Annotated in this window: 14 protein-coding genes and 3 rRNA genes; 5 read left to right on the top strand and 12 right to left on the bottom strand. The window is 71.3% G+C overall.

Features of this window, described 5'->3' with window-relative positions; all coding sequences use genetic code 11:
* Positions 1 to 43: 43 nt before the first annotated feature.
* The 4 genes from NRO40_RS17040 to NRO40_RS17025 form a co-directional block, all read right to left on the bottom strand.
* A complete protein-coding gene (locus NRO40_RS17040) occupies positions 44 to 688 on the bottom strand; it encodes an HAD family hydrolase (protein ID WP_058944280.1) in 645 nt (214 codons plus the stop codon).
* 69 nt (positions 689 to 757) lie between these two features.
* Positions 758 to 874 (bottom strand): 5S ribosomal RNA (gene rrf, locus NRO40_RS17035).
* A gap of 83 nt (positions 875 to 957) precedes the next feature.
* Positions 958 to 4,078 (bottom strand): 23S ribosomal RNA (locus NRO40_RS17030).
* A gap of 299 nt (positions 4,079 to 4,377) precedes the next feature.
* Positions 4,378 to 5,904 (bottom strand): 16S ribosomal RNA (locus NRO40_RS17025).
* Together the 16S, 23S and 5S rRNA genes form the textbook arrangement of a ribosomal RNA operon.
* 827 nt (positions 5,905 to 6,731) lie before the next feature.
* Between NRO40_RS17025 and trpS the strand changes: the two genes are divergently transcribed.
* On the top strand, positions 6,732 to 7,733 hold the full coding sequence (gene trpS, locus NRO40_RS17020) for a tryptophan--tRNA ligase (RefSeq protein WP_058942864.1): 1,002 nt from the start codon (positions 6,732 to 6,734) through the stop codon (positions 7,731 to 7,733).
* 72 nt (positions 7,734 to 7,805) lie between these two features.
* On the opposite strand, the gene proC is transcribed toward trpS, so the two are convergent.
* The 3 genes from proC to NRO40_RS17005 all read right to left on the bottom strand — a co-directional run bounded on the left by proC (position 7,806) and on the right by NRO40_RS17005 (position 9,726).
* A complete protein-coding gene (proC, locus tag NRO40_RS17015; protein WP_058942863.1) occupies positions 7,806 to 8,615 on the bottom strand; it encodes a pyrroline-5-carboxylate reductase in 810 nt (269 codons plus the stop codon).
* A 141-nt stretch (positions 8,616 to 8,756) separates the two neighbouring features.
* Positions 8,757 to 9,269 carry a hypothetical protein gene (locus tag NRO40_RS17010; RefSeq protein ID WP_058942862.1) on the bottom strand — a complete coding sequence of 171 codons (513 nt, stop codon included), beginning with the start codon at positions 9,267 to 9,269 and terminating at the stop codon, positions 8,757 to 8,759.
* Between the two features lie 193 nt (positions 9,270 to 9,462).
* Positions 9,463 to 9,726, bottom strand: a complete 264-nt coding sequence (locus tag NRO40_RS17005; protein WP_058942861.1) for a peptidase — start codon at positions 9,724 to 9,726, stop codon at positions 9,463 to 9,465.
* Between the two features lie 176 nt (positions 9,727 to 9,902).
* Between NRO40_RS17005 and NRO40_RS17000 the strand changes: the two genes are divergently transcribed.
* A complete protein-coding gene (locus tag NRO40_RS17000; protein WP_058942870.1) occupies positions 9,903 to 12,251 on the top strand; it encodes a serine/threonine-protein kinase in 2,349 nt (782 codons plus the stop codon).
* Between the two features lie 426 nt (positions 12,252 to 12,677).
* Here the strand turns inward: NRO40_RS17000 and ilvD are convergent, their stop codons facing one another.
* The 3 genes from ilvD to NRO40_RS16985 all read right to left on the bottom strand — a co-directional run bounded on the left by ilvD (position 12,678) and on the right by NRO40_RS16985 (position 16,659).
* Positions 12,678 to 14,531, bottom strand: a complete 1,854-nt coding sequence (gene ilvD / locus NRO40_RS16995) for a dihydroxy-acid dehydratase (RefSeq protein ID WP_058942860.1) — start codon at positions 14,529 to 14,531, stop codon at positions 12,678 to 12,680.
* Between the two features lie 323 nt (positions 14,532 to 14,854).
* Entirely contained in the window at positions 14,855 to 15,661 is an 807-nt protein-coding gene (locus tag NRO40_RS16990) for a sugar phosphate isomerase/epimerase family protein (RefSeq protein WP_058942869.1), read from the bottom strand.
* Between the two features lie 68 nt (positions 15,662 to 15,729).
* Entirely contained in the window at positions 15,730 to 16,659 is a 930-nt protein-coding gene (locus NRO40_RS16985; protein WP_058942859.1) for a Ppx/GppA phosphatase family protein, read from the bottom strand.
* Positions 16,660 to 16,708: 49 nt separating this feature from the next.
* Here NRO40_RS16985 and NRO40_RS16980 point away from each other — a divergent pair, with 49 nt between their 5' ends.
* Complete coding sequence (locus tag NRO40_RS16980; protein WP_058942858.1) at positions 16,709 to 17,623, top strand: hypothetical protein; 915 nt, start codon at positions 16,709 to 16,711, stop codon at positions 17,621 to 17,623.
* A gap of 37 nt (positions 17,624 to 17,660) precedes the next feature.
* Here NRO40_RS16980 and NRO40_RS16975 read toward each other — a convergent pair whose 3' ends face one another.
* Positions 17,661 to 19,400 (bottom strand): BACON domain-containing protein, encoded by a 1,740-nt coding sequence (locus NRO40_RS16975; protein ID WP_058942857.1) that lies wholly within the window; start codon positions 19,398 to 19,400, stop codon positions 17,661 to 17,663.
* Positions 19,401 to 19,591: 191 nt separating this feature from the next.
* Between NRO40_RS16975 and radA the strand changes: the two genes are divergently transcribed.
* Complete coding sequence (radA, locus tag NRO40_RS16970) at positions 19,592 to 21,010, top strand: DNA repair protein RadA (protein ID WP_058942856.1); 1,419 nt, start codon at positions 19,592 to 19,594, stop codon at positions 21,008 to 21,010.
* 351 nt (positions 21,011 to 21,361) lie between these two features.
* Positions 21,362 to 22,483 carry a DNA integrity scanning diadenylate cyclase DisA gene (disA, locus tag NRO40_RS16965; RefSeq protein ID WP_058942855.1) on the top strand — a complete coding sequence of 374 codons (1,122 nt, stop codon included), beginning with the start codon at positions 21,362 to 21,364 and terminating at the stop codon, positions 22,481 to 22,483.
* Positions 22,484 to 22,526: 43 nt separating this feature from the next.
* On the opposite strand, the gene NRO40_RS16960 is transcribed toward disA, so the two are convergent.
* A complete protein-coding gene (locus NRO40_RS16960) occupies positions 22,527 to 23,393 on the bottom strand; it encodes a hypothetical protein (RefSeq protein ID WP_079047157.1) in 867 nt (288 codons plus the stop codon).
* Positions 23,394 to 23,493 lie beyond the last annotated feature (100 nt).

Genomic DNA, 23,493 nt, shown 5'->3' with positions numbered 1-23,493 from the left:
GGCCGGAAAGGGTACGTCGGGGGTCAGGCCGTGGACAGGCCTGTCACAGGACGAGGTCGGGCAGCTGGGCCATGTCGCCGAAGTACCCGGTCGCGCCGGGGAGTCGGGCGGCGGCGCTCATGCCGGTGTACGCGTACACGTCCATGCCGGCGGCGTTGGCGGCCTGCACGCCGAGGGGGCTGTCCTCGATGACGACGCAGCGCTCGGGGGCGACGCCCATGCGCCGGGCGGCGTGGAGGAAGAGGTCGGGGGCGGGTTTGCCGCGGCCGACGTCCTGGGCGCTGAAGACGGCGTCGGGGGCGAACCAGAGGTCGAGGCCGGTCCTGCGGTGGCCGACGCGGATGCGTTCGTGACTGCCGGAGGAGGCGACGCAGTAGGGGACCCCGGCGGCGGCGATCCTGCCGAGGGTGTCGGTGACGCCGGTGACGGCGGTGAGGTCCCGCTCGAAGGCGGCGAAGACGCGGGTGTGGAAGGTCCGGTCGAAGTCGTCGGGCAGCTGCTGCCCGGTCCGTTCGAGGACGGTGTCGTGGACGCGGTGCATGGCCCCGCCCATGTAGTCCCGCAGGGACTCCTCGTACGTGGTGGGGTGTCCGAGTTCGGTCAGATAGCCGGCCAGGATGGCGTTGGAGATGGGCTCGCTGTCCACGAGGACGCCGTCGTTGTCGAATATGACCAGGTCGTAGCGCATGGAATCACCCTAGACGCAAAAAAGCCCCGGCCCCGAGGAACGGATTCCTCGGGGCCGGGGCCACAATTTGTTCGGCGGTGTCCTACTCTCCCACAGGGTCCCCCCTGCAGTACCATCGGCGCTGAAAGGCTTAGCTTCCGGGTTCGAAATGTAACCGGGCGTTTCCCTAACGCTATGACCACCGAAACACTATGAAGATATCGACCTACAACCAACCGGCAGATTGGGAGTTCGTTACTTCAGAACTAACACAGTGGACGCGAGCAACTGAGGACAAGCCCTCGGCCTATTAGTACCGGTCAACTCCACCCATTACTGGGCTTCCATATCCGGCCTATCAACCCAGTCGTCTACTGGGAGCCTTACCCTCTCAAGGAGGTGGGAATACTCATCTCGAAGCAGGCTTCCCGCTTAGATGCTTTCAGCGGTTATCCCTCCCGAACGTAGCCAACCAGCCATGCCCTTGGCAGGACAACTGGCACACCAGAGGTTCGTCCGTCCCGGTCCTCTCGTACTAGGGACAGCCCTTCTCAATATTCCTACGCGCACAGCGGATAGGGACCGAACTGTCTCACGACGTTCTAAACCCAGCTCGCGTACCGCTTTAATGGGCGAACAGCCCAACCCTTGGGACCGACTCCAGCCCCAGGATGCGACGAGCCGACATCGAGGTGCCAAACCATCCCGTCGATATGGACTCTTGGGGAAGATCAGCCTGTTATCCCCGGGGTACCTTTTATCCGTTGAGCGACGGCGCTTCCACAAGCCACCGCCGGATCACTAGTCCCGACTTTCGTCCCTGCTCGACCCGTCGGTCTCACAGTCAAGCTCCCTTGTGCACTTACACTCAACACCTGATTGCCAACCAGGCTGAGGGAACCTTTGGGCGCCTCCGTTACCCTTTAGGAGGCAACCGCCCCAGTTAAACTACCCATCAGACACTGTCCCTGATCCGGATCACGGACCCAGGTTAGACATCCAGCACGACCAGAGTGGTATTTCAACGGCGACTCCACCTGAACTGGCGTCCAAGCTTCACAGTCTCCCACCTATCCTACACAAGCCGAACCGAACACCAATATCAAACTGTAGTAAAGGTCCCGGGGTCTTTCCGTCCTGCTGCGCGAAACGAGCATCTTTACTCGTAGTGCAATTTCACCGGGCCTATGGTTGAGACAGTCGAGAAGTCGTTACGCCATTCGTGCAGGTCGGAACTTACCCGACAAGGAATTTCGCTACCTTAGGATGGTTATAGTTACCACCGCCGTTTACTGGCGCTTAAGTTCTCAGCTTCGCCCCACCGAAATGGAGCTAACCGGTCCCCTTAACGTTCCAGCACCGGGCAGGCGTCAGTCCGTATACATCGCCTTACGGCTTCGCACGGACCTGTGTTTTTAGTAAACAGTCGCTTCTCGCTGGTCTCTGCGGCCACCCCCAGCTCGAGCAGCACGTGCTCTCACCAGTGATGGCCCCCCTTCTCCCGAAGTTACGGGGGCATTTTGCCGAGTTCCTTAACCATAGTTCACCCGAACGCCTCGGTATTCTCTACCTGACCACCTGAGTCGGTTTAGGGTACGGGCCGCCATGAAACTCGCTAGAGGCTTTTCTCGACAGCATAGGATCATCCACTTCACCACAATCGGCTCGGCATCAGGTCTCAGCCTCAATGTGTGACGGATTTGCCTATCACACGGCCTACACCCTTACCCCGGGACAACCACCGCCCGGGCTGGACTACCTTCCTGCGTCACCCCATCGCTTACCTACTACAGGTCTGGTCCGTCGGCTCCACCACTCCCCTTTGCCCGAAGGCTCCAGGGCGGCTTCACGGACTTAGCATCGCCTGGTTCGATATTGGGCGTTTCAAAGCGGGTACCGGAATATCAACCGGTTGTCCATCGACTACGCCTGTCGGCCTCGCCTTAGGTCCCGACTTACCCTGGGCAGATCAGCTTGACCCAGGAACCCTTAGTCAATCGGCGCACACGTTTCTCACGTGTGTATCGCTACTCATGCCTGCATTCTCACTCGTGAACCGTCCACAACTCGCTTCCGCGGCTGCTTCACCCGGCACACGACGCTCCCCTACCCATCACAGTCCCCGTTGGGGGTATGTACTGCAATGACACGACTTCGGCGGTACGCTTGAGCCCCGCTACATTGTCGGCGCGGAATCACTTGACCAGTGAGCTATTACGCACTCTTTCAAGGGTGGCTGCTTCTAAGCCAACCTCCTGGTTGTCTCTGCGACTCCACATCCTTTCCCACTTAGCGTACGCTTAGGGGCCTTAGTCGATGCTCTGGGCTGTTTCCCTCTCGACCATGGAGCTTATCCCCCACAGTCTCACTGCCGCGCTCTCACTTACCGGCATTCGGAGTTTGGCTAAGGTCAGTAACCCGGTAGGGCCCATCGCCTATCCAGTGCTCTACCTCCGGCAAGAAACACACGACGCTGCACCTAAATGCATTTCGGGGAGAACCAGCTATCACGGAGTTTGATTGGCCTTTCACCCCTAACCACAGGTCATCCCCCAGGTTTTCAACCCTGGTGGGTTCGGTCCTCCACGAAGTCTTACCTCCGCTTCAACCTGCCCATGGCTAGATCACTCCGCTTCGGGTCTTGAGCGCGCTACTGAATCGCCCTGTTCGGACTCGCTTTCGCTACGGCTTCCCCACACGGGTTAACCTCGCAACACACCGCAAACTCGCAGGCTCATTCTTCAAAAGGCACGCAGTCACGAGATACAAGCAAGCTTGCATCCGACGCTCCCACGGCTTGTAGGCACACGGTTTCAGGTACTATTTCACTCCGCTCCCGCGGTACTTTTCACCATTCCCTCACGGTACTATCCGCTATCGGTCACCAGGGAATATTTAGGCTTAACGGGTGGTCCCGCCAGATTCACACGGGATTTCTCGGGCCCCGTGCTACTTGGGTGTCTCTCAAACGAGCCGCATGAATTTCAGCTACGGGGTCTTACCCTCTACGCCGGACCTTTCGCATGTCCTTCGCCTATCCATACGGTTTCTGACTCGTCTCACAGCCGGCAGACTGTGAAAGAGAGATCCCACAACCCCGCATGCGCAACCCCTGCCGGGTATCACACGCATACGGTTTGGCCTCATCCGGTTTCGCTCGCCACTACTCCCGGAATCACGGTTGTTTTCTCTTCCTGAGGGTACTGAGATGTTTCACTTCCCCTCGTTCCCTCCACACTGCCTATGTGTTCAGCAGCGGGTGACAGCCCATGACGACTGCCGGGTTTCCCCATTCGGAAACCCCCGGATCAAAGCCTGGTTGACGGCTCCCCGGGGACTATCGTGGCCTCCCACGTCCTTCATCGGTTCCTGGTGCCAAGGCATCCACCGTGCGCCCTTAAAAACTTGGCCACAGATGCTCGCGTCCACTGTGCAGTTCTCAAGCAACGACCAGCCACCCATCACCCGAACCCTTAGGTCCGGTTCACTGGGGCCGGCATCGCAGAAGGGCGAGCAACGCTCGCACCCTCAGACACCCAACAGCGTGCCCGACACGACCAGCTCAAGTTCACGTTCCACGCCGAAGCAGTACTGGTGACTCTCACTCATCGTGCCGAATAATCAACGTTCCACCCTTGAGCAACCAGCATCGGACGTACGCCGATGTACTGGCCTCTGACCAGCCGAAACTGGTGAGAAGTGCTCCTTAGAAAGGAGGTGATCCAGCCGCACCTTCCGGTACGGCTACCTTGTTACGACTTCGTCCCAATCGCCAGTCCCACCTTCGACAGCTCCCTCCCACAAGGGGTTGGGCCACCGGCTTCGGGTGTTACCGACTTTCGTGACGTGACGGGCGGTGTGTACAAGGCCCGGGAACGTATTCACCGCAGCAATGCTGATCTGCGATTACTAGCAACTCCGACTTCATGGGGTCGAGTTGCAGACCCCAATCCGAACTGAGACCGGCTTTTGAGATTCGCTCCGCCTCACGGCTTCGCAGCTCTTTGTACCGGCCATTGTAGCACGTGTGCAGCCCAAGACATAAGGGGCATGATGACTTGACGTCGTCCCCACCTTCCTCCGAGTTGACCCCGGCAGTCTCCTGTGAGTCCCCATCACCCCGAAGGGCATGCTGGCAACACAGAACAAGGGTTGCGCTCGTTGCGGGACTTAACCCAACATCTCACGACACGAGCTGACGACAGCCATGCACCACCTGTATACCGACCACAAGGGGCACCTATCTCTAGATGTTTCCGGTATATGTCAAGCCTTGGTAAGGTTCTTCGCGTTGCGTCGAATTAAGCCACATGCTCCGCTGCTTGTGCGGGCCCCCGTCAATTCCTTTGAGTTTTAGCCTTGCGGCCGTACTCCCCAGGCGGGGAACTTAATGCGTTAGCTGCGGCACCGACGACGTGGAATGTCGCCAACACCTAGTTCCCAACGTTTACGGCGTGGACTACCAGGGTATCTAATCCTGTTCGCTCCCCACGCTTTCGCTCCTCAGCGTCAGTAATGGCCCAGAGATCCGCCTTCGCCACCGGTGTTCCTCCTGATATCTGCGCATTTCACCGCTACACCAGGAATTCCGATCTCCCCTACCACACTCTAGCCTGCCCGTATCGAATGCAGACCCGGGGTTAAGCCCCGGGCTTTCACATCCGACGTGACAAGCCGCCTACGAGCTCTTTACGCCCAATAATTCCGGACAACGCTTGCGCCCTACGTATTACCGCGGCTGCTGGCACGTAGTTAGCCGGCGCTTCTTCTGCAGGTACCGTCACTTTCGCTTCTTCCCTGCTGAAAGAGGTTTACAACCCGAAGGCCGTCATCCCTCACGCGGCGTCGCTGCATCAGGCTTTCGCCCATTGTGCAATATTCCCCACTGCTGCCTCCCGTAGGAGTCTGGGCCGTGTCTCAGTCCCAGTGTGGCCGGTCGCCCTCTCAGGCCGGCTACCCGTCGTCGCCTTGGTGGGCCATTACCCCACCAACAAGCTGATAGGCCGCGGGCTCATCCTTCACCGCCGGAGCTTTCCACCACCATCAGATGCCTGAAGTGGTCGTATCCGGTATTAGACCCCGTTTCCAGGGCTTGTCCCAGAGTGAAGGGCAGATTGCCCACGTGTTACTCACCCGTTCGCCACTAATCCCCCACCGAAGTGGGTTCATCGTTCGACTTGCATGTGTTAAGCACGCCGCCAGCGTTCGTCCTGAGCCAGGATCAAACTCTCCGTGAATGCTTACCCGTGATCGGGTCGACACTCGCGTTGAGCGGAACCGGGGGGAGGAATAGTCCCCCGCGGTTCACAGCATCCTCGCTGTGTTTTCTACAAAGGAACCTCATCTCCGTGATGGAGACGGGGTATCAACTAATCTGGCGTTGATTTTTGGCACGCTGTTGAGTTCTCAAGGAACGGACGCTTCCTTTGTACTCACCCTCTCGGGCTTTCCTCCGGGCGCTTCCCTTCGGTCTTTCGTGTTTCCAGTCTAGCAGATCCGATTTCTCGTTTCCGCCACCCGCTGGAGCGGGCTGCCGGGCCGTTCTCCGCTTTCGCGTTTCCCTTTCCGGCGGTTCCGACTCTATCAGATCCTTTCGGGCCTGATTCCCAGTCAGAGGGGGTTGTCTTTCCGGCCCTTCGGCCGTTCCGACGTCGTGAACACTAGCGAATCCCCGGCCCCGACGCTAATCGGGTCCCGCTCTTTCGAACGCGGATTCTGCATTTCGCAAAAGCGCACGCCTGGCGGCGCGACGGAATGTCGCTCGCTGGAGGTGGGTCTTGCGGAATGGCCGTCCGGGGACCGACCTGGGTCGGCGCTCACGTCGGACAACTCGGAGAACACTACGCAGCACACAAACCACTGTCAACCCTGGTCCCTGGCCCGTACGCTCGGGGCATGACAGCGTGTGCGCGCACCCTCCAGTGGTGGGCCGCCTGAGGGCGGCCGCGCTGACACGCATGCAGACAGACGGCCGCCGCCTCCGGCGGCCGTTCGTGTTTCCCCTCCCCGTGAGGGCCGGCCGTCGGGGCGGTGGTCGGCCAGGAGTGAGAGGGAGAGGACGAACGTGACACGGGTCTTCAGTGGTGTGAAGCCGACCGGCCACCTGACGCTGGGCAACTACCTCGGGGCGGTACGGCGCTGGGTCCGGGAGGACCAGTACCGGGCGGACGCGCTCTTCTCGGTGGTCGACCTGCACGCCTTGACCGTCGAGCACGAGCCCGCGCGCGTGCGGCGGCTCAGCCGGCAGGCGGCGACGCTGCTGCTCGCGGCGGGGCTCGACCCGAAGCGGAGCACGCTCTTCGTGCAGAGCCACGTCGACGAGCACGCCCGGCTGTCGTACCTGTTGGAGTGCACGGCCACCGACGGCGAGATGCGGCGCATGATCCAGTACCGCGAGAAGGCGGCGCGCGAACGCGGCAGGGGCGGCAGTGTGCGGCTGTCGCTGCTGACGTACCCGGTGCTGATGGCGGCGGACATCCTGGCGTACGCGACGGACGAGGTGCCGGTGGGCGACGACCAGGCGCAGCACGTCGAGCTGACGCGGGACCTCGCGGTGCGGTTCAACCAGCGGTACGGGCACACCTTCACCGTGCCGCGCGCGACCCGTCCGGCGGTGGCGGCACGGGTCATGGACCTGCAGGACCCGACGGCGAAGATGGGCAAGTCCGAGGGCGGCGGGCCGGGTGTCGTCCATCTGCTCGACGAACCGGACGCGGTGCGCCGCAAGGTCATGCGGGCCGTCACCGACAGCGGCCGGGACGTCGTCCACGATCCGGCGGGGCGGCCGGGGCTCGCCAATCTGCTGGAGGTGCTCGCCGCGTGCACCGGCGGGGGCGACCCGGCGGAGCTGGCGGCGGGGTACTCCTCGTACGGGGCGGTGAAGCGGGACGTCGCCGAGGCCGTGGTGGAGCTGCTGCGGCCGGTGCGGGAGCGGCACGCGGAGCTGGTGGCCGACCCGTCGTACGTGGACGGGGTGCTGCGGGAGGGCGCGGCGCGGGCCCGGGCGGTCGCGCGGCCCGTCGTGGACCGGGCCTACCGGGCCGTGGGACTGCTGCCGCCCGTCTGACGGAACCCGGGGGCGCGACCGGGTGGGGGCGGGGCCGTGTGTCCCCGTGTCCCCGCCCGGTGCCGGCGGGCGTCAGCCGTTGCCGGAGGCCAGCTCGCGGCTGCGGTCGCGGGCGGCCTCCAGGGCGGCGATGAGGGCGGCGCGTACGCCGTGGTTCTCCAGCTCGCGGATGGCGCTGATGGTGGTGCCGGCCGGGGAGGTGACGGCCTCGCGGAGTTTGACGGGGTGCTCGCCGCTGTCGCGGAGCATCACGGCGGCGCCGATGGCGGCCTGGACGATGAGGTCGTGGGCCTGGGCGCGGGGGAGCCCGAGGAGGATGCCGGCGTCGGTCATCGCCTCGACGAGGAAGTAGAAGTAGGCGGGGCCGGAGCCGGACAGGGCGGTCGCGGCGTCCTGCTGCGACTCGGGGACGCGGAGGGTCTTGCCGACGCCGCCGAAGATCTCCTCGGTGTGGCTGAGGTGTCCGGCGGTGGCGTGGCTGCCGGCGGAGATGACCGACATCCCCTCGTCGACCAGGACGGGGGTGTTCGGCATGACGCGGACGACCGGGGTGCCGGCGGCGAGGCGCTCCTCGATGAACGCGGTGGTGATGCCGGCGGCGGCGCTGATGACGAGGCGGTCGGGGGTGACGTGGTGGGCGAGCTCGTCCAGCAGCCGACCCATGTCCTGCGGCTTGACGGCGAGGATGAGGGTGTCGGCGCGCTTGGCGGCGTCGGCGTTGGAGACGGCCTCGACGCCGTAGCGGGTGCGGAGCTCCTCGGCGCGCTCGGGACGGCGGGCGGTGACGAGGAGGTGGGCGGCGGGCCAGCCCGCCCGGATCATGCCGCTGAGGAGCGCCTCGCCGATCTTTCCGGTGCCGAGGACCGCGACTGTCTGGGTCATTGCTCTGCTCACCTCGCCGTGGGGTACGTGCCTGACGTCATCCTCGCACCGGCGCGGGGGGTGGCGGCGTGGCCGTCCGAAGGGCGGTACGGGTGGGGCGGGGGGTGACGGGCGGCGGAGCGCTCGGCCGGGACGGGGGTGTCAGGGGCGGCGGCGCTTGGTGCGGGCGCGGGCCGCCGGGTTGCCGGCCCGGGTGCCGCGGCGCTTCTCGTACCGGGCGCGGGCCGTCTCGTACTCGCCGCGCAGGAGCCTCTCGCCGGGTGCCTCGACGAGGCAGCGCAGGCCGTACGCGACGAGGGTGCCGACGAAGCCGATCGCCTTGAGGCTGCGCAAGGCCTCCTCGCGGGCCGGGTCGGCGGGGCGCCGGGTGAAGCCCGCCCAGGTGCGCTGGAAGGCGATGGCGGTGCAGACGGCGAACATGGCGACGACCAGGCCGTTCGCGAGGCCGCCCACGCGCGCGATGGCCAGCCCCTCGTAGGCGAAGCGGAGGAGGAAGGCGCCCGCGACGGCCGCGGCGAGGGCGCCGACGGCGAGGCCGGCGCGCCGCGGCCCGTACCCGCCGTCGTGGTCGACCCAGGTCGTGCCGAAGAAGCGGAGGGGCTCGGGCCGCGGGCCGCCGGGTGTGCTCGGGGTGTCGGTGGGGTCGTCGCTCACGGGGCGATTATCCCCCGCGCGCGCCGGGCGCCTCCGGCCCGGTCGGCGCGGCCCGGTGGGCGGGGGCTCGCCCCGCGGGCGGGCTCGCCGCCGCGGCCGCCGGGCGTGACCGCCGGCGGGCGGGGGCCCGGCCGCGGCGGGCGGGGGTTCGCTGCCGGGGGCGGATGGTCGGCCGCGGCGGCGGGTGGGGTGCTCAGCCGCAGCGGACGGCGACGTAGCCGTCGCTGCCGGTCCGCACGTAGGCGTCGGCGACGTACTGGCCGTTGCCGATGTTGTCCCAGATGCCGGAGGTGCCGTACGGGCCGGTGACGCGGGTGCCCGGCGTCTGGCAGTTGATCGGGACACTGACGCCCTCGGGCAGCATCTTCACGATGCCGTACTGCGTGCCCGGTCCGCTGCGGACGTTGAGCCGGACCCCCGGTGCCACCGGATAGCGCTTGACGGAGTGGTTCTCCATGCCGAAATCCCCCCTGGCAGACGCCCGCGGGACGCGGGGCGTGACTGTGGACGGGAGGCTAACAAGCCCCACCGCCACCGCACGCATCATCGACTAGGCTCCGTGCGTCGCGCCGTGCGCCGGTCGTGCGCCGGTCGCGCGCCGCGCGTCCGAGCGAGCACACACGGGGGTGGATGATGCCGCCGCTGCGCAGCTCCGGTCCCGTACCGGAAGCGGAGCATCCGGAGTACGCCGGCAGGTACCGGCTCGGGGAGTGGCTGGGGTCCGGGGGCATGGGGGTCGTCCGGCTGGCGGCCTCGGACTCCGGGCTGCGCCTCGCGGTGAAGGTCGTGCACCGTGAACACGCGGCGGATCCCGAGTTCAGGGCGCGGTTCCGGCAGGAGGTCAGTGCCGCGCGGCGGGTGAGCGGCGCCTTCACGGCGCCCGTGGTGGACGCCGATCCGCAGGCGGCGCGGCCGTGGATGGCCACCTTGTACATCGACGGACCGACGCTCTCGGAGCGGGTCAAGCGGAACGGGCCGTTGGACGCGGAGGAGCTGCGCAGGCTCGGGGCGGGCCTGGCGGAGGCCCTGCGCGACATCCACCGGGCGGGGGTCGTCCACCGCGATCTGAAGCCGAGCAACGTGCTCCTCGCGGCGGACGGGCCGAAGGTCATCGACTTCGGGATCTCGCGGCCCACCGACAGCGACGTGCGCACCGAGACGGGGAAGCTCATCGGCACGCCGCCGTTCATGGCACCGGAGCAGTTCCAGCGGCCCCGGGACGTCGGGCCGGCGGCGGACGTCTTCGCGATGGGCGCGGTGCTGGTGCACGCGGCGACCGGGCGGGGGCCCTTCGACTCGAACAGCCCGTACGTGGTGGCGTACCAGGTCGTGCACAACGAACCGGATCTGGCGGGCGTGCCGCGCGAGTTGGCTCCGCTGCTGGTGCGCTGCCTGGCGAAGGACCCCGCCGAACGGCCCACGCCGGAGGAGGTGATGGGCGCGCTGCGGGTACCGGGCGGCGGCGCGCCCGTGACCGGTGGCGACGGGGCCGGGGCCGGGTCCGGTGGAGCGCCGGGGTCGCGATCGGGGTCGGGGCCGGAGGTCGGCCGGGGCGGGTCCGTGGCGGGCGGCGGGGGCTCCCCGGCGGGACGGGATGCGCGGGTGCCGGCGCAGCGCGGGCCGGTGGACGACGCGGCCGTGGCGGAGGAGGCCGGCCGGGCGGCCCGTGCGGAGGCGGACCGCCGGGGCGCGGCCTCCAGCGGCCGGGAGGGCGCGCGCGGGGACACCGTGCCGTGGGGGCGGCGCCGTCTGGTGTGGGGCGCCGCCGCGGTGGCGCTCGCGGCGGCCGTCGCCGGTGCGGTCCTCGCCGTGCCGGGCTTCGGCGAGCGGGGCGGCACGCGTGACGGCGGGCCCGCCGTCGTCGCGGCGGGTTTCCGGCCCTGGGCGGTACCGCTGGGTACGGCGGGCGGGGGCGCGCGGCCGCCGGTGTGCGCCGCCGCGCGGGATGCGCTGTATTGCGCCGCGCCCGGGGTGAAGGCCGCCCGACTGGCCGTGGCCGACGGGGCGCGCGCCTGGTCGGTGCCCGCCGCCGGTGCCGCCGCGCCCGGGCAGGGCGCCGCCGTGGTGTCCGTCGGCGGGCTGGTGCTCGTGGTGGGTACGGGCGCGGAGGCCGGTGCCCGGCTGGAGGCGCTGGACCCCGCGACCGGCGCCGGCCGGTGGCAGGCCGCGCTCGGCACGTACGCCCAGGTCGTACCTGGTGGCGACACGGTGCTGGCCGTCCACCCCGACGGGCAGGTGCGGGCGCTGGACGCCGGGACGGGCGCCGAGCGGTGGACGGGGCGTCCGGCGGCGCGCGGGGCGCAGTGGGTGGGCGGTCCGGACGGGCCGCTGTTCGCCGCGGAGGTCGCGGCCGACGGGGCGACCACGCTCGTCACCGCCGTCGACCCCGCCGACGGCCGTGTGCTGTGGCGGGAGCGGGTGCGGGGTTCGCTGACGCCCGTACAGGCGACGGGCCGGGGGCTGGTGCTGCTCTCCGCCGACGCGGATCTGTACACCGACGCGGTGGTACGCCTGACCGTCGCCGCGTCCACGGACGCCGGTTCCGGTGCCAGGACGGGTGCGGGTACCGGCTCCGACGGCCGGGCGGCGCGGCGGGTGGTGACGCGGGTGGCCCTCGGCGGCCCCGTCGACCAGGCGCAGGCCGTGGCGGAGGGCGACACCGTGTACGTCGTCGGCTCGGGCGGGTCCCTCACGGCGGTCGACCTGGCCGCCGGGCGCGAGCGGTGGCGGCTGGGGACGGAAGCGGCCCGGGTGTCGCGGCCGGTCGTGGCGGACGGACGCGTCCTGCTGATGGCCGGGGACGGACGGCTGCTGGCCGTGGACGCCGCACGGGGCGTGCTGGTGGGGCAGACCGCGCCGCGGATGGCGGGTGGGGGGCGGACGTTCGTGCCCTTACTGCCCGCGCCGGTGGTGGTCGACGGGAAGGTGTTCGCGGGGGCTCCGGACGGGGTGGTGTTCGCGGTCGACCCGGCCGGGTGGTGAGCGCCCCGCGCCCCCGCCGCCCCGGTACGCCCGCGTCCCGTCCGGCCGGAGACGTCCACCGGCGGACGCACACGCCACGGCCCCACACCGCTCGCCCCGCTCCCGGCCGCCCGCCTCGCACCGGCACGCCCGCCGCGCCGGATACGCGCAAGCCACGCGCCCGCCCCGCCGGATACGCGCAAGCCACGCGCCCGACGCCCCACGCCCGCGGGAAGCGTGCCCACCCGAACGGCCCCGGGCGGACCCGCCCCGACCCGGGAGCCACCCGCCCCGGCCGCCCCGACCCGGAGCCACCCCGGGAGCGACCGTCCCGCCTCGCCACCCCGGGAGCGACCGTCCCGCCTCGCCACCCCGGGAAACACTGCGGCCGCCGCCCGCCGGAAGGGGCGGGACGGCGGCCGGGGCCGGGCGGCGCGGGGAGCCGCGTCAGCCGAGCTTGTTCACGTCCCGGACCGCGCCGCGGTCGGCGCTGGTGGCCATCGCCGCGTACGCGCGCAGCGCCGCGGACACCTTGCGGGTGCGGTCCCTCGGCGCGTACACCCCGCCCAGCGCCTCGCGGCGGACGGCGAGGGTCGCGTCGTCGACCAGGAGCTCGATCGCGCGGCTCGGGATGTCGATGCGGATGCGGTCGCCGTCCTCGACGAGGGCGATCGTGCCGCCGGACGCCGCCTCGGGTGAGGCGTGGCCGATGGACAGGCCGGACGTACCGCCGGAGAACCGGCCGTCGGTGATCAGCGCGCACGTCTTGCCGAGGCCGCGGCCCTTGAGGAACGACGTCGGGTACAGCATCTCCTGCATCCCGGGACCGCCCTTGGGGCCCTCGTAGCGGATGACGACGACGTCGCCGTCGCGGACGCGCTTGTTGAGGATCTTCTCGACGGCCTCCTCCTGCGACTCGCAGACGACCGCCGGGCCCTCGAAGGTCCAGATCGACTCGTCGACGCCGGCCGTCTTCACGACGCAGCCGTCCACCGCGAGGTTGCCCCGCAGGACCGCGAGGCCGCCGTCCTGGGAGTAGGCGTGCTCCGCGGAGCGGATGCAGCCGTTCTCCGCGTCGTCGTCCAGGGTCTCCCACCGCTCCGACTGGGAGAACGCCTCCGCCGAGCGGCGGCAGCCGGGCGCCGCGTGCCACATCTCGACCGCCTCGGCGGACGGGGAGCCGCCGCGGACGTCCCACGTCTTGAGCCAGTCCGCGAGGGAGGGGCTGTGGACGGAGTGGACGTCCTCGTTCAGCAGGCCGGCCCGGTGCAGCTCGCCCAGCAGGGCGGGGATGCCACCCGCGCGGTGCACGTCCTCCATGTAGTACGTGCGGTCCTTGGCGACGTTCGGCGCGACCTTCGCCAGGCACGGCACGCGGCGCGAGACGGCGTCGATCTCCTCCAGCCCGAAGGGGACGCCCGCCTCCTCGGCGGCGGCCAGCAGGTGCAGGATCGTGTTGGTGGAGCCGCCCATGGCGATGTCCAGCGCCATCGCGTTCTCGAAGGCGGCGAAGGTGGCGACGTTGCGCGGCAGGACGGAGGCGTCGTCCTGCTCGTAGTAGCGCTTCGTCAGCTCGACGACCGTGCGGCCCGCGTTCTCGTACAGGGCGCGGCGGGCCGTGTGCGTGGCGAGGACCGAGCCGTTGCCGGGGAGGGACAGGCCGATCGCCTCGGTCAGGCAGTTCATCGAGTTGGCGGTGAACATACCGGAACACGAGCCGCAGGTCGGGCAGGCGTTCTCCTCGATGCGGAGGATGTCCTCGTCCGAGATCCGGTCGTTCACGGCGTCGGAGATCGCGTCGACCAGGTCGAGCGTGCGGACCGTGCCGTCGACCAGCGTGGCCCGGCCCGACTCCATGGGGCCGCCGGAGACGAAGACCGTGGGGATGTTCAGGCGCAGGGCCGCCATCAGCATGCCCGGGGTGATCTTGTCGCAGTTGGAGATGCAGATCAGCGCGTCGGCGCAGTGCGCCTCGACCATGTACTCGACGGAGTCGGCGATCAGGTCGCGGGAGGGCAGCGAGTACAGCATGCCGCCGTGGCCCATCGCGATGCCGTCGTCGACGGCGATGGTGTTGAACTCGCGCGGGATCGCCCCGGCCGCCTTGATCGCGTCGCTGACGATCCGGCCGACGGGCTGGAGGTGGGTGTGGCCGGGGACGAACTCCGTGAAGGAGTTGGCGACCGCGACGATGGGCTTGCGGCCGATGTCCTCGCCCGGTACACCGGAGGCGCGCATCAGGGCGCGGGCGCCCGCCATGTTGCGGCCGTGGGTGACTGTGCGGGACCTCAGTTCGGGCATCGTCGCTCGCTCCTCGTCGATGAGATCTGGCTCCTTCGAGCGTACGCCGCCACTCCAAGATCTGGACAGCCCGTCCGCATACCGGGACGCGAGGGTCGCCTGTCGGTCACTTCCGCCCCGGCACCGCCGGCCCGTCCCGGACCCCGGGCGGGGCCGTGGTGGGTTGCCCCCGCAGGGGTCGGCGGCGACAGCGGGTCCACTTCCGCGGTACCCGAGGCCGCCGACCCCGAGGAGGTGACCCGCCGCGGCCCCGCCCCCACCCACCGGCCTCGGGGCCCGCAGCGAGGAGAGCGGGCAGGACCGACGGGGTCGCGGTGCGCCGGTCAGGGGAGGCGGGCCGCCGACGCCAGGTGCAGCCGGGTGAAGGCCAGCGCCTCGGCGAGGTCGGCCTCGCGTTCGGCGGCGGACATCGCGCGCCGGGTGTTGACCTCGATCACGACGTGCCCGTCGAAGCGGGTGCGGGCCAGGTGCTCCAGCAGCTCGGCGCACGGCTGCGTACCGCGCCCCGGCACGAGGTGCTCGTCCTTCGCGGAGCCCCGCCCGTCGGCGAGGTGGACGTGCCCGAGCCGGTCGCCCATGCGGGAGACCATCGCCATCGCGTCGGTGCGGGCGGTCGCGGTGTGGGAGAGGTCGACGGTGTAGTGGCGGTAGTCGTCCTTCGTGACGTCCCACTCGGGCGCGTAGGCGAGCATCTCGCGGTCGCGGTAGCGCCAGGGGTACATGTTCTCGACGGCGAAGCGGACGTCCGTCTCGTTCGCCATCCGCCAGATCCCCTCGACGAAGTCGCGGGAGTACTGCCGCTGCCAGCGGAAGGGCGGGTGGACGACGACCGTCGACGCGCCGAGCTCCTCCGCCGCCGCCCTGGCGCGCTGGAGCTTGACCCACGGGTCGGTCGACCAGACCCGCTGGGTGATCAGCAGGCAGGGGGCGTGCACGGCGAGGACGGGCACCTGGTGGTAGTCGGAGAGCCGGCGCAGCGCCTGGAGGTCCTGGCTGACGGGGTCCGTCCACACCATGACCTCGACGCCGTCGTACCCGAGGCGGGCGGCCACCTCGAAGGCCGTGGCCGTCGACTCCGGGTAGACCGACGCCGTCGACAGGGCCACCTTCGCCGGGGGCGGGTACACCACCGCCCGCTCCGCCTGCTGCGCCACGTCTGCCAGATCTCCCACGAAGGACAGCGTACGGTCCCCTCCCGTCACCCGGGGAGGTGGTCGAGGCGGCGCAGGATGACGCCCTCGCGCAGCGCCCAGGGGCAGATCTCCAGTTCGTCGACCCCGAACAGGTCCATCGCGGCCTCCGCCACCAGCGCCCCCGCCAGCAGCTGGGCGGCCCGGCCCTCGGAGACGCCGGGCAGGCCGCGGCGCTGCTCGGTGGTCATGGAGGCGAGCTTCGGCACCCACGTCTCCAGTGACGTACGGCTCAGCACCCGCTGCACCTGCAGCCCCTCACCGGAACCCGCGGCACCGGCGATCCGGGCGAGCTGCTTGAACGTCTTGGACGTGGCGACGACGTGGTCCGGCCTGCCGAGGCGGGCGAACTCGCCGACCGTCCGGGCTATCCGCGCCCGCACGTGCCGGCGCAGCGCCTTCACGTCGGCCGGGTCCGGCGGGTCGCCGGGCAGCCAGCCGGCGGTGAGCCGCCCGGCGCCGAGCGGGAGCGAGACCGCCGCGTCGGGCTCCTCGTCCATCCCGTACGCGATCTCCAGCGAGCCGCCGCCGATGTCGAGGAGCAGCAGCGTGCCGGCGGACCAGCCGAACCAGCGGCGGGCGGCGAGGAAGGTGAGCCGCGCCTCCTCCTCGCCGGTGAGGACCTGGAGCGTGACGCCGGTCTCCTCGTGCACGCGCGCGAGGACGGCGTCGGCGTTGGACGCGTCGCGGATAGCGGAGGTCGCGAAGGGGAGGACCGCCTCGCACCCCTTCTCCTCGGCGGTGTGCACGGCGTCCCCGACGACCGCGACGAGCCGGTCGATGCCGCGGGCGCCGATCGCACCGTCCGGGTCGAGCAGTTCGGCGAGGCGCAGCTCGACCTTGTGCGAGTGCGCGGGGCGCGGCCGGGCGCCCGGGTGGGCGTCCATCACCAGCAGGTGCACCGTGTTCGAACCGACGTCGAGGACTCCGAGTCTCATGCCCGAACGCTACTGCTCCCCCGTCCCGCCCTGCGCCTACGCTGGAGGGGTGCCAAAGACGAAGAAGGTCAAGCGGGGCGAAACCGGACCCGGCAAGAAGCGAGACGCCCGCGGGGCCGCCGCGGCGGACGTCCCGTACGAGGACGAGAAGGGCCTGGACTTCCCGCGCGCGTGGGTGGAGTTCCCCGACCCGGCGGACGAGGACCAGGTGTTCCGCTGCGACCTGACGTGGCTGACGTCGCGCTGGACGTGCGTCTTCGGCAGCGGCTGCCAGGGCATCCGGGAGGGCCGGGCCGACGACGGGTGCTGCACGCTGGGCGCCCACTTCTCGGACGAGGACGACGAGCGGCGGGTCGCGGAGCACGTGGGGCGGCTGACGCCGGAGCTGTGGCAGTTCCACGACGTGGGCACGCAGTCGGGCTGGGTGCAGCTCGACGAGGACGGCGAGCGACAGACGCGGCGCTGGAAGGGCTCGTGCGTCTTCCAGAACCGCCCCGGTTTCCCGGGCGGCACCGGGTGCGCGCTGCACATCCTGGCGCTGCGGGAGGGACGCGAGCCGCTGGAGACGAAGCCGGACGTGTGCTGGCAGCTGCCGGTGCGGCGCACGTACGACTGGATCGAGCGCCCGGACGACACGAAGGTGCTCCAGGTCTCGATCGGCGAGTACGACCGCCGGGGCTGGGGCCCGGGCGGACACGACCTGCACTGGTGGTGCACGTCGGCCACGTCGGCGCACGGCGCGGGCGATCCGGTGTACGTGACGTACCGGCCGGAGTTGACGGAGCTGATGGGCAAGGCGGCGTACGACGTGCTGGTGGAGCTGTGCGAGGCGCGGCTGGCGTCCGCGCTGCCGCTGGTGGCGCCGCACCCGGCGGACCCCGTGCCGGCGCGGACCCCGGTGCCGGGCACGAACCCGGCGGGCCCGGGGCCCGTGGACCTGCCGTACCCGGTGCCGCGGGCGTGAGGAGCGGTTCGGCTCCGGCTCCGGCTCCGGCTCCGGCCTAGCCGGTGGGCTCCCCGCCCGGGGAGGGGGCGTCCGGGTCGTCGGAGGCCGGGGGCGGGGGCTCCGACGCGGGCGGCGGGTCCGAGGACGGGGGCGGCTGCGTCGACGGGGGCGGCTGCGTCGACGGGGGCGGCTGTGTCGCCGGCGGCTCGGTCGTCGACGGGGGCGGGCCGCCGGGCGGCGTGGACGGCTGCGTCGGCCGGGACGCCGGCGGCGCCGGGGGGCGCGGTTTCGCGGTGTGGGACGGCGGGCGTTTCGGCCCGTGCCCGTCGATGCCGACGACGGCGCCCGAGGGGTTGACGCCGACGCGCGCGCTCCAGGGCCCCTGCGGTTCGCGGGCGCGGTCGACGGAGACGAACACCCGCTCCGAGCGGCCCGGCTCCAGCGTGCCCGAGGTACGGCTGGCGTACAGCCAGGGCGCGTCGCTCCACAGGGACCACGCGACGGGGCCGCCGCCGGACGCGGTGAGGGTGAGCATCGTCGTGTCGCCGTACGGCTGCGCGGCGACCGTGACGCGGCCGGGGCCGTGCCCGCCCCGGGCCGACGGGGACGCGGCCGTACCGGGGCTGATGACCTCCACGGAGACGTCCGGCGCCTGGCTCGGGGTACGGAAGCGGGGGTCCGCGGCGCCGGTGCGGGCGTTGCCGGTGTTCTCGTAGTGGCGGTTGCCCGCGGGCTGGGCACCGGCCCCGTCGGCGGCGGTGACCGCCGGGTCGTCGCGTCCGTCACCGATCGGCATGTCCCCGCGGTAGGCGGCCCACAGGGCGAGGACGGGCGCCGCGATGACGGTGGCGACGACCGTGGTGGTCACCGCGCGGGCGCGCATCCGGTCGCGGCGTGCCGCGTGGTCCTTGGGGTCGAGGGGGAAACCGTCCCGCCCGAAGCGGGGGCCGGCGGAGCGGGTGCGCCGGACGTGCAGCATCGCCGCGCACGCCGCAGCGCGCGGCGCCGGTACGAGGGGGAGCGTCGCGGGCGTGACCGTGGAGCCGGGCCACGGGCCCGCGGCCTCGGCCCGCTCGGCGGCGCGGCGGCACAGCGGGCAGTCGTCGACGTGCCGCACCAGCTCGCGGCGGAGGGCCGCCGACAGCAGCACCTGGTGGTCGCCGGTGAGCCGGGCCACCGCCGAGCACGTGCCCGTCTCGACCACGGCGAGCGCGGCGCGGGTCCGCTCGACCTCGCAGGCCGCGGCGGACAGCAGCTCGCGGGCGGCCTGCGGGGCCATGCCGAGCACGGCGGCCACCTCCGGTGCGCCCAGCCGGTGGCGTACCGCGAGCTCCAGCGCCTCCCGTTGCTCCGGCGAGGTCCCGGCGGCCTCGGGCCAGGCGAGCGTGGCCAGCTCGCGGCGGCGCCGCTCGGCGGTCTCCTCGGACACGCGCGGCGCCTCCTCCGCGCCGGGCCGCCGACCGGAGTGGGCGCCCTGGCGCCCGCGCCGCTGCTCGCCGAGCTCGCGCAGGCAGGCCCAGCGGGCGAGGGCGTACAGCCAGGCGCGGCGGCGCGGCTCCTCCGCGGGCCCGCGCCCGTGCTGGCGCTCGGCGACGGCCAGCACCTCGCCGAGCACGGACGTCGCCGTGTCGTGGTCGCACAGGACGGACAGGCAGTAGGTGAACAGACCGTCGACGTACGGCTCGTACCGCGCGGGCGGGCGCTGGGTGAGCGTCCCGGGACGGCTCCGGGGCGCACGGCGCTCCACCCGGTGTGCGCCGGTGGTGTACGTGGGGGGCTCCAGCCTGCTGCTCATCACCCGGCGACCGTAGGCGGCCCCAGGCACACTCTCCGTGCCCCTCCGGCTCTTTTAAGCCTTACGGGTGAACGTATCCCTCGAAAGGGGACAGTGGGATTTGCCAATGGCGCGTGACCCCCCTAACGCGGCCGTCCTGCACGACGCCGGTGCGGGCGGGCTTGTCAGTGGCGGCCGCTACGGTGTGGCGCATGGCTGCCCGTACGAAATCCACCAAGGACCGGCCGTCCTACCGCTGCACCGAGTGCGGATGGACGACGGCCAAATGGCTCGGCCGCTGCCCCGAGTGCCAGGCGTGGGGGACGGTGGAGGAGTACGGCGCGCCCGCCGTGCGCACGACGGCGGCCGGGCGGGTGTCGACGGCCGCGCTGCCCATCGGGCAGGTCGACGGCCGGCAGGCCGAGGCGCGCGGGACCGGGGTCGACGAGCTGGACCGGGTGCTCGGCGGGGGGCTGGTGCCGGGCGCGGTGGTGCTGCTCGCGGGCGAGCCCGGCGTCGGCAAGTCGACGCTGTTGCTGGACGTGGCCGCGAAGGCAGCGAGCGCCGAGCACCCGACCCTCTACGTGACGGGTGAGGAGTCGGCGAGCCAGGTGCGGCTGCGGGCCGACCGGATCGGGGCCGTCCACGACCACCTGTACCTGGCCGCCGAGACGGACCTGTCGGCGGTGCTGGGACACCTGGACGCGGTGAAGCCGTCCCTGTTGGTGCTGGACTCGGTGCAGACGGTGGCGTCGCCGGAGATCGACGGGGCGCCGGGCGGCATGGCGCAGGTGCGGGAGGTCGCCGGGGCGCTGATCCGGGCGTCCAAGGAGCGGGGCATGGCGACCCTGCTGGTCGGGCACGTCACGAAGGACGGCGCCATCGCGGGGCCCCGGCTGCTGGAGCACCTCGTGGACGTGGTGCTGCAGTTCGAGGGCGACCGGCACGCACGGCTGCGGCTGGTGCGGGGCGTGAAGAACCGCTACGGGGCGACGGACGAGGTGGGCTGCTTCGAGCTGCACGACGAGGGCATCACGGGTCTCGCCGACCCCAGCGGGCTGTTTCTCACGCGCCGCGCCGAGCCCGTGCCCGGCACGTGCCTGACGGTGACGCTGGAGGGGCGGCGTCCGCTCGTCGCCGAGGTGCAGGCGCTGACGGTCGACTCCCAGATCCCCTCGCCCCGGCGGACGACGTCCGGTCTGGAGACCTCCCGGGTGTCGATGATGCTGGCGGTGCTGGAGCAGCGGGGGCGGATCAGCGCGCTGGGCAAGCGGGACATCTACAGCGCGACGGTCGGCGGCGTGCGACTGTCCGAGCCCGCCGCGGACCTCGCCATCGCGCTGGCGCTGGCGTCGGCGGCCAGCGACACGCCGCTGCCGAAGAACCTCGTGGCGATCGGCGAGGTCGGCCTCGCCGGAGAGGTGCGGCGGGTGACGGGCGTGCAGCGACGGCTCGCCGAGGCCCACCGGCTCGGCTTCACGCACGCCCTCGTCCCGTCCGACCCGGGGAAGGTGCCCGCGGGGATGCGGGTGGTGGAGGTGGCGGACATGGGTGAGGCGCTGAGCGTCCTGCCCCGCCGCCGCCGCGCCACCGCCCCGGCCCCGGCCCCGGGCGCGACCGAGGCCGGCTGAGGCCGGGCGGCGGGGGCGCGGGCGCTACCCGGCGGAGCCGGGGCGCGGGCCGCGGGGGCTCGGGGCCGACCGGCGGGCGCGGCCGGCGGAGGCCGGCCGGCGGGGGCGAGCGAGGCGGGGGCGGCGCTCCGCTCGTCGCGGGCGGGTCACCGCGACGGGACGCGGGCGGGTCACCGCGACGGGACGCGGGTGGGTCACCGCGACGGGACGCAGGGCATCATCGAGGGTGGTGGGGCCCGGGGTCCGGGGGGCCCTCCGTCCCGGGCGGATGCACGGCCGCAGCCCTCGGCCCGGTGGGGGTCGCTAGACTTTGGCCTGGTCTCGCCCACCCGTACGAGCCGGAGGAGTGCAGTGGCAGCCAACGACCGGGGGACACCCGGAAAGTCGGGCGGAGGCTCCGGCAACGAAGCGCTCATGCGCGCGTCGCTCAGCGCGGTCGCCCCCGGCACGGCGTTGAGGGACGGTCTGGAGCGCATCCTCCGCGGCAACACGGGCGGTCTGATCGTCCTCGGCATGGACAAGACCGTCGAGTCGATGTGCACCGGCGGCTTCGTGCTGGACGTGGAGTTCACCGCGACCCGCCTGCGCGAGCTGTGCAAGCTCGACGGCGCGCTCATCCTCGACAAGGACAGCACCAAGATCCTGCGCGCGGGCGTCCAGCTGGTGCCCGACGCGTCGATCCACACCGAGGAGACCGGCACCCGGCACCGCACCGCGGACCGGGTGTCGAAGCAGTGCGGGTTCCCCGTGATCTCCGTGTCGCAGTCGATGCGGCTGATCGCCCTGTACGTCGACGGCGAGCGGCGCGTCCTGGAGGAGTCCGCGGCGATCCTGTCGCGCGCCAACCAGGCCCTCGCCACGCTGGAGCGGTACAAGCTGCGCCTGGACGAGGTCGCCGGCACGCTCTCCGCGCTGGAGATCGAGGACCTGGTGACCGTCCGTGACGTGACCGCCGTGGCGCAGCGGCTGGAGATGGTCCGCCGGATCGCCACCGAGATCGCCGAGTACGTGGTCGAGCTCGGCACCGACGGCCGCCTCCTCGCCCTCCAGCTGGACGAGCTGATCGCGGGCGTCGAGCCCGAGCGGGAGCTCGTCGTGCGGGACTACGTCCCCGAGCCGACCGCGAAGCGGTCGCGTACCGTCGCGGAGGCGCTCACCGAGCTGGACGCGCTGTCCCACGCCGAGCTGCTGGAGCTGCCCACCGTGGCCCGCGCGCTCGGCTACAGCGGGTCGCCGGAGACCCTCGACTCGGCCGTGTCGCCGCGCGGCTACCGGCTCCTCGCGAAGGTGCCGCGCCTGCCCGGGGCGATCATCGAGCGGCTGGTGGAGCACTTCGGCGGACTGCAGAAGCTGCTCGCCGCGAGCGTCGACGACCTCCAGACCGTCGACGGCGTCGGCGAGGCGCGCGCCCGCAGCGTGCGGGAGGGCCTGTCGCGGCTGGCCGAGTCGTCGATCCTGGAGCGGTACGTCTGACCCGCCCGTCGAGCGGTGCGTCCGACCCGCCCGTCGCCGTCCGTCAGTCCTTCGCCAGCGTGATGGAGGAGCGCAGCACGCCCTTCACGCCCGGCACGGTCGCCTCCGCGAGGTAGGTGCCGGGGCCCGCGACCCGGGTGGAGGGGGTGCCGCAGCCGGGCGCGCTGTGGCGGCGGTCCCACTCGACGGTGTACGTGGCGGTGCCGCCCGCGGGGACGGAGACGTAGGCGCGGCCGTCGCCCCGGAGGCAGTCGTCGGACGACCAGACCTCCTCGTCCTTCTCGTCGCTGATGGTCAGGACGGCCGTCGCCGGGCCCAGGTCGGTCTTGCAGCCGGTCGCCGTCGTGTTGCGCGCGGTCAGCCGGAAGCGGGGCTCCTCGCCGGGGGCGTACGACACCTTGGTGCTGCTGAGGGTGAGCTGGAGCGAGCCCGGGACGCAGTGGGGCAGCGGGGAGTCGGCGGGGACCAGCTGGGCCGAGCCCGTGGCACCGCCCTGGCCGCCGCCGGCGCCGCCCGCGGCCGCGCCGCCACCGGAACCCGCGCCGCCGGTACCCGTACCGCCCGGACCGCCCGCACCGGAGGCCGTACCGCCGGGACCGCCCGCGCCCGCCGCGCCACCGGAACCGGCCGTACCGCCGGTTCCGCCCGTGCCGCCGGAACCGCCCGTGTCGTCGCGGCCGCCCGGCGCGGCGCTGATGGCCGGGCCCGACGGTGAGGGCCCCGGTGTGATCGACGGGGCGGGCGAAGCGCCGTTGGCACCGTCGCCGCCCTTGCCGCCGTCGCCGTCACCGGAGCTGACGAACCAGGCGACGAGCAGCGCGAGCAGCGCGACCACGCCCGCGAGGACCGCCCTCCGCCGCCAGTAGATGGAGGAGGGAAGCGGCCCGACCGGATTGCGCAGAGATCCCACGCGAAAACTGTACGAGAGATCGACGCCAACTCCCGCCCCACCCGCCGCTCCTGCGCCAAATTCTGCCGATGATCACACATCCTTGGGGTCGTTGGCGGCG

Source organism: Streptomyces changanensis, assembly GCF_024600715.1.
Lineage (GTDB): Bacteria > Actinomycetota > Actinomycetes > Streptomycetales > Streptomycetaceae > Streptomyces > Streptomyces changanensis.
The sequence above is the reverse complement of the archived record's forward strand: the minus strand, read 5'-3'. Positions and strand labels throughout refer to the sequence as shown.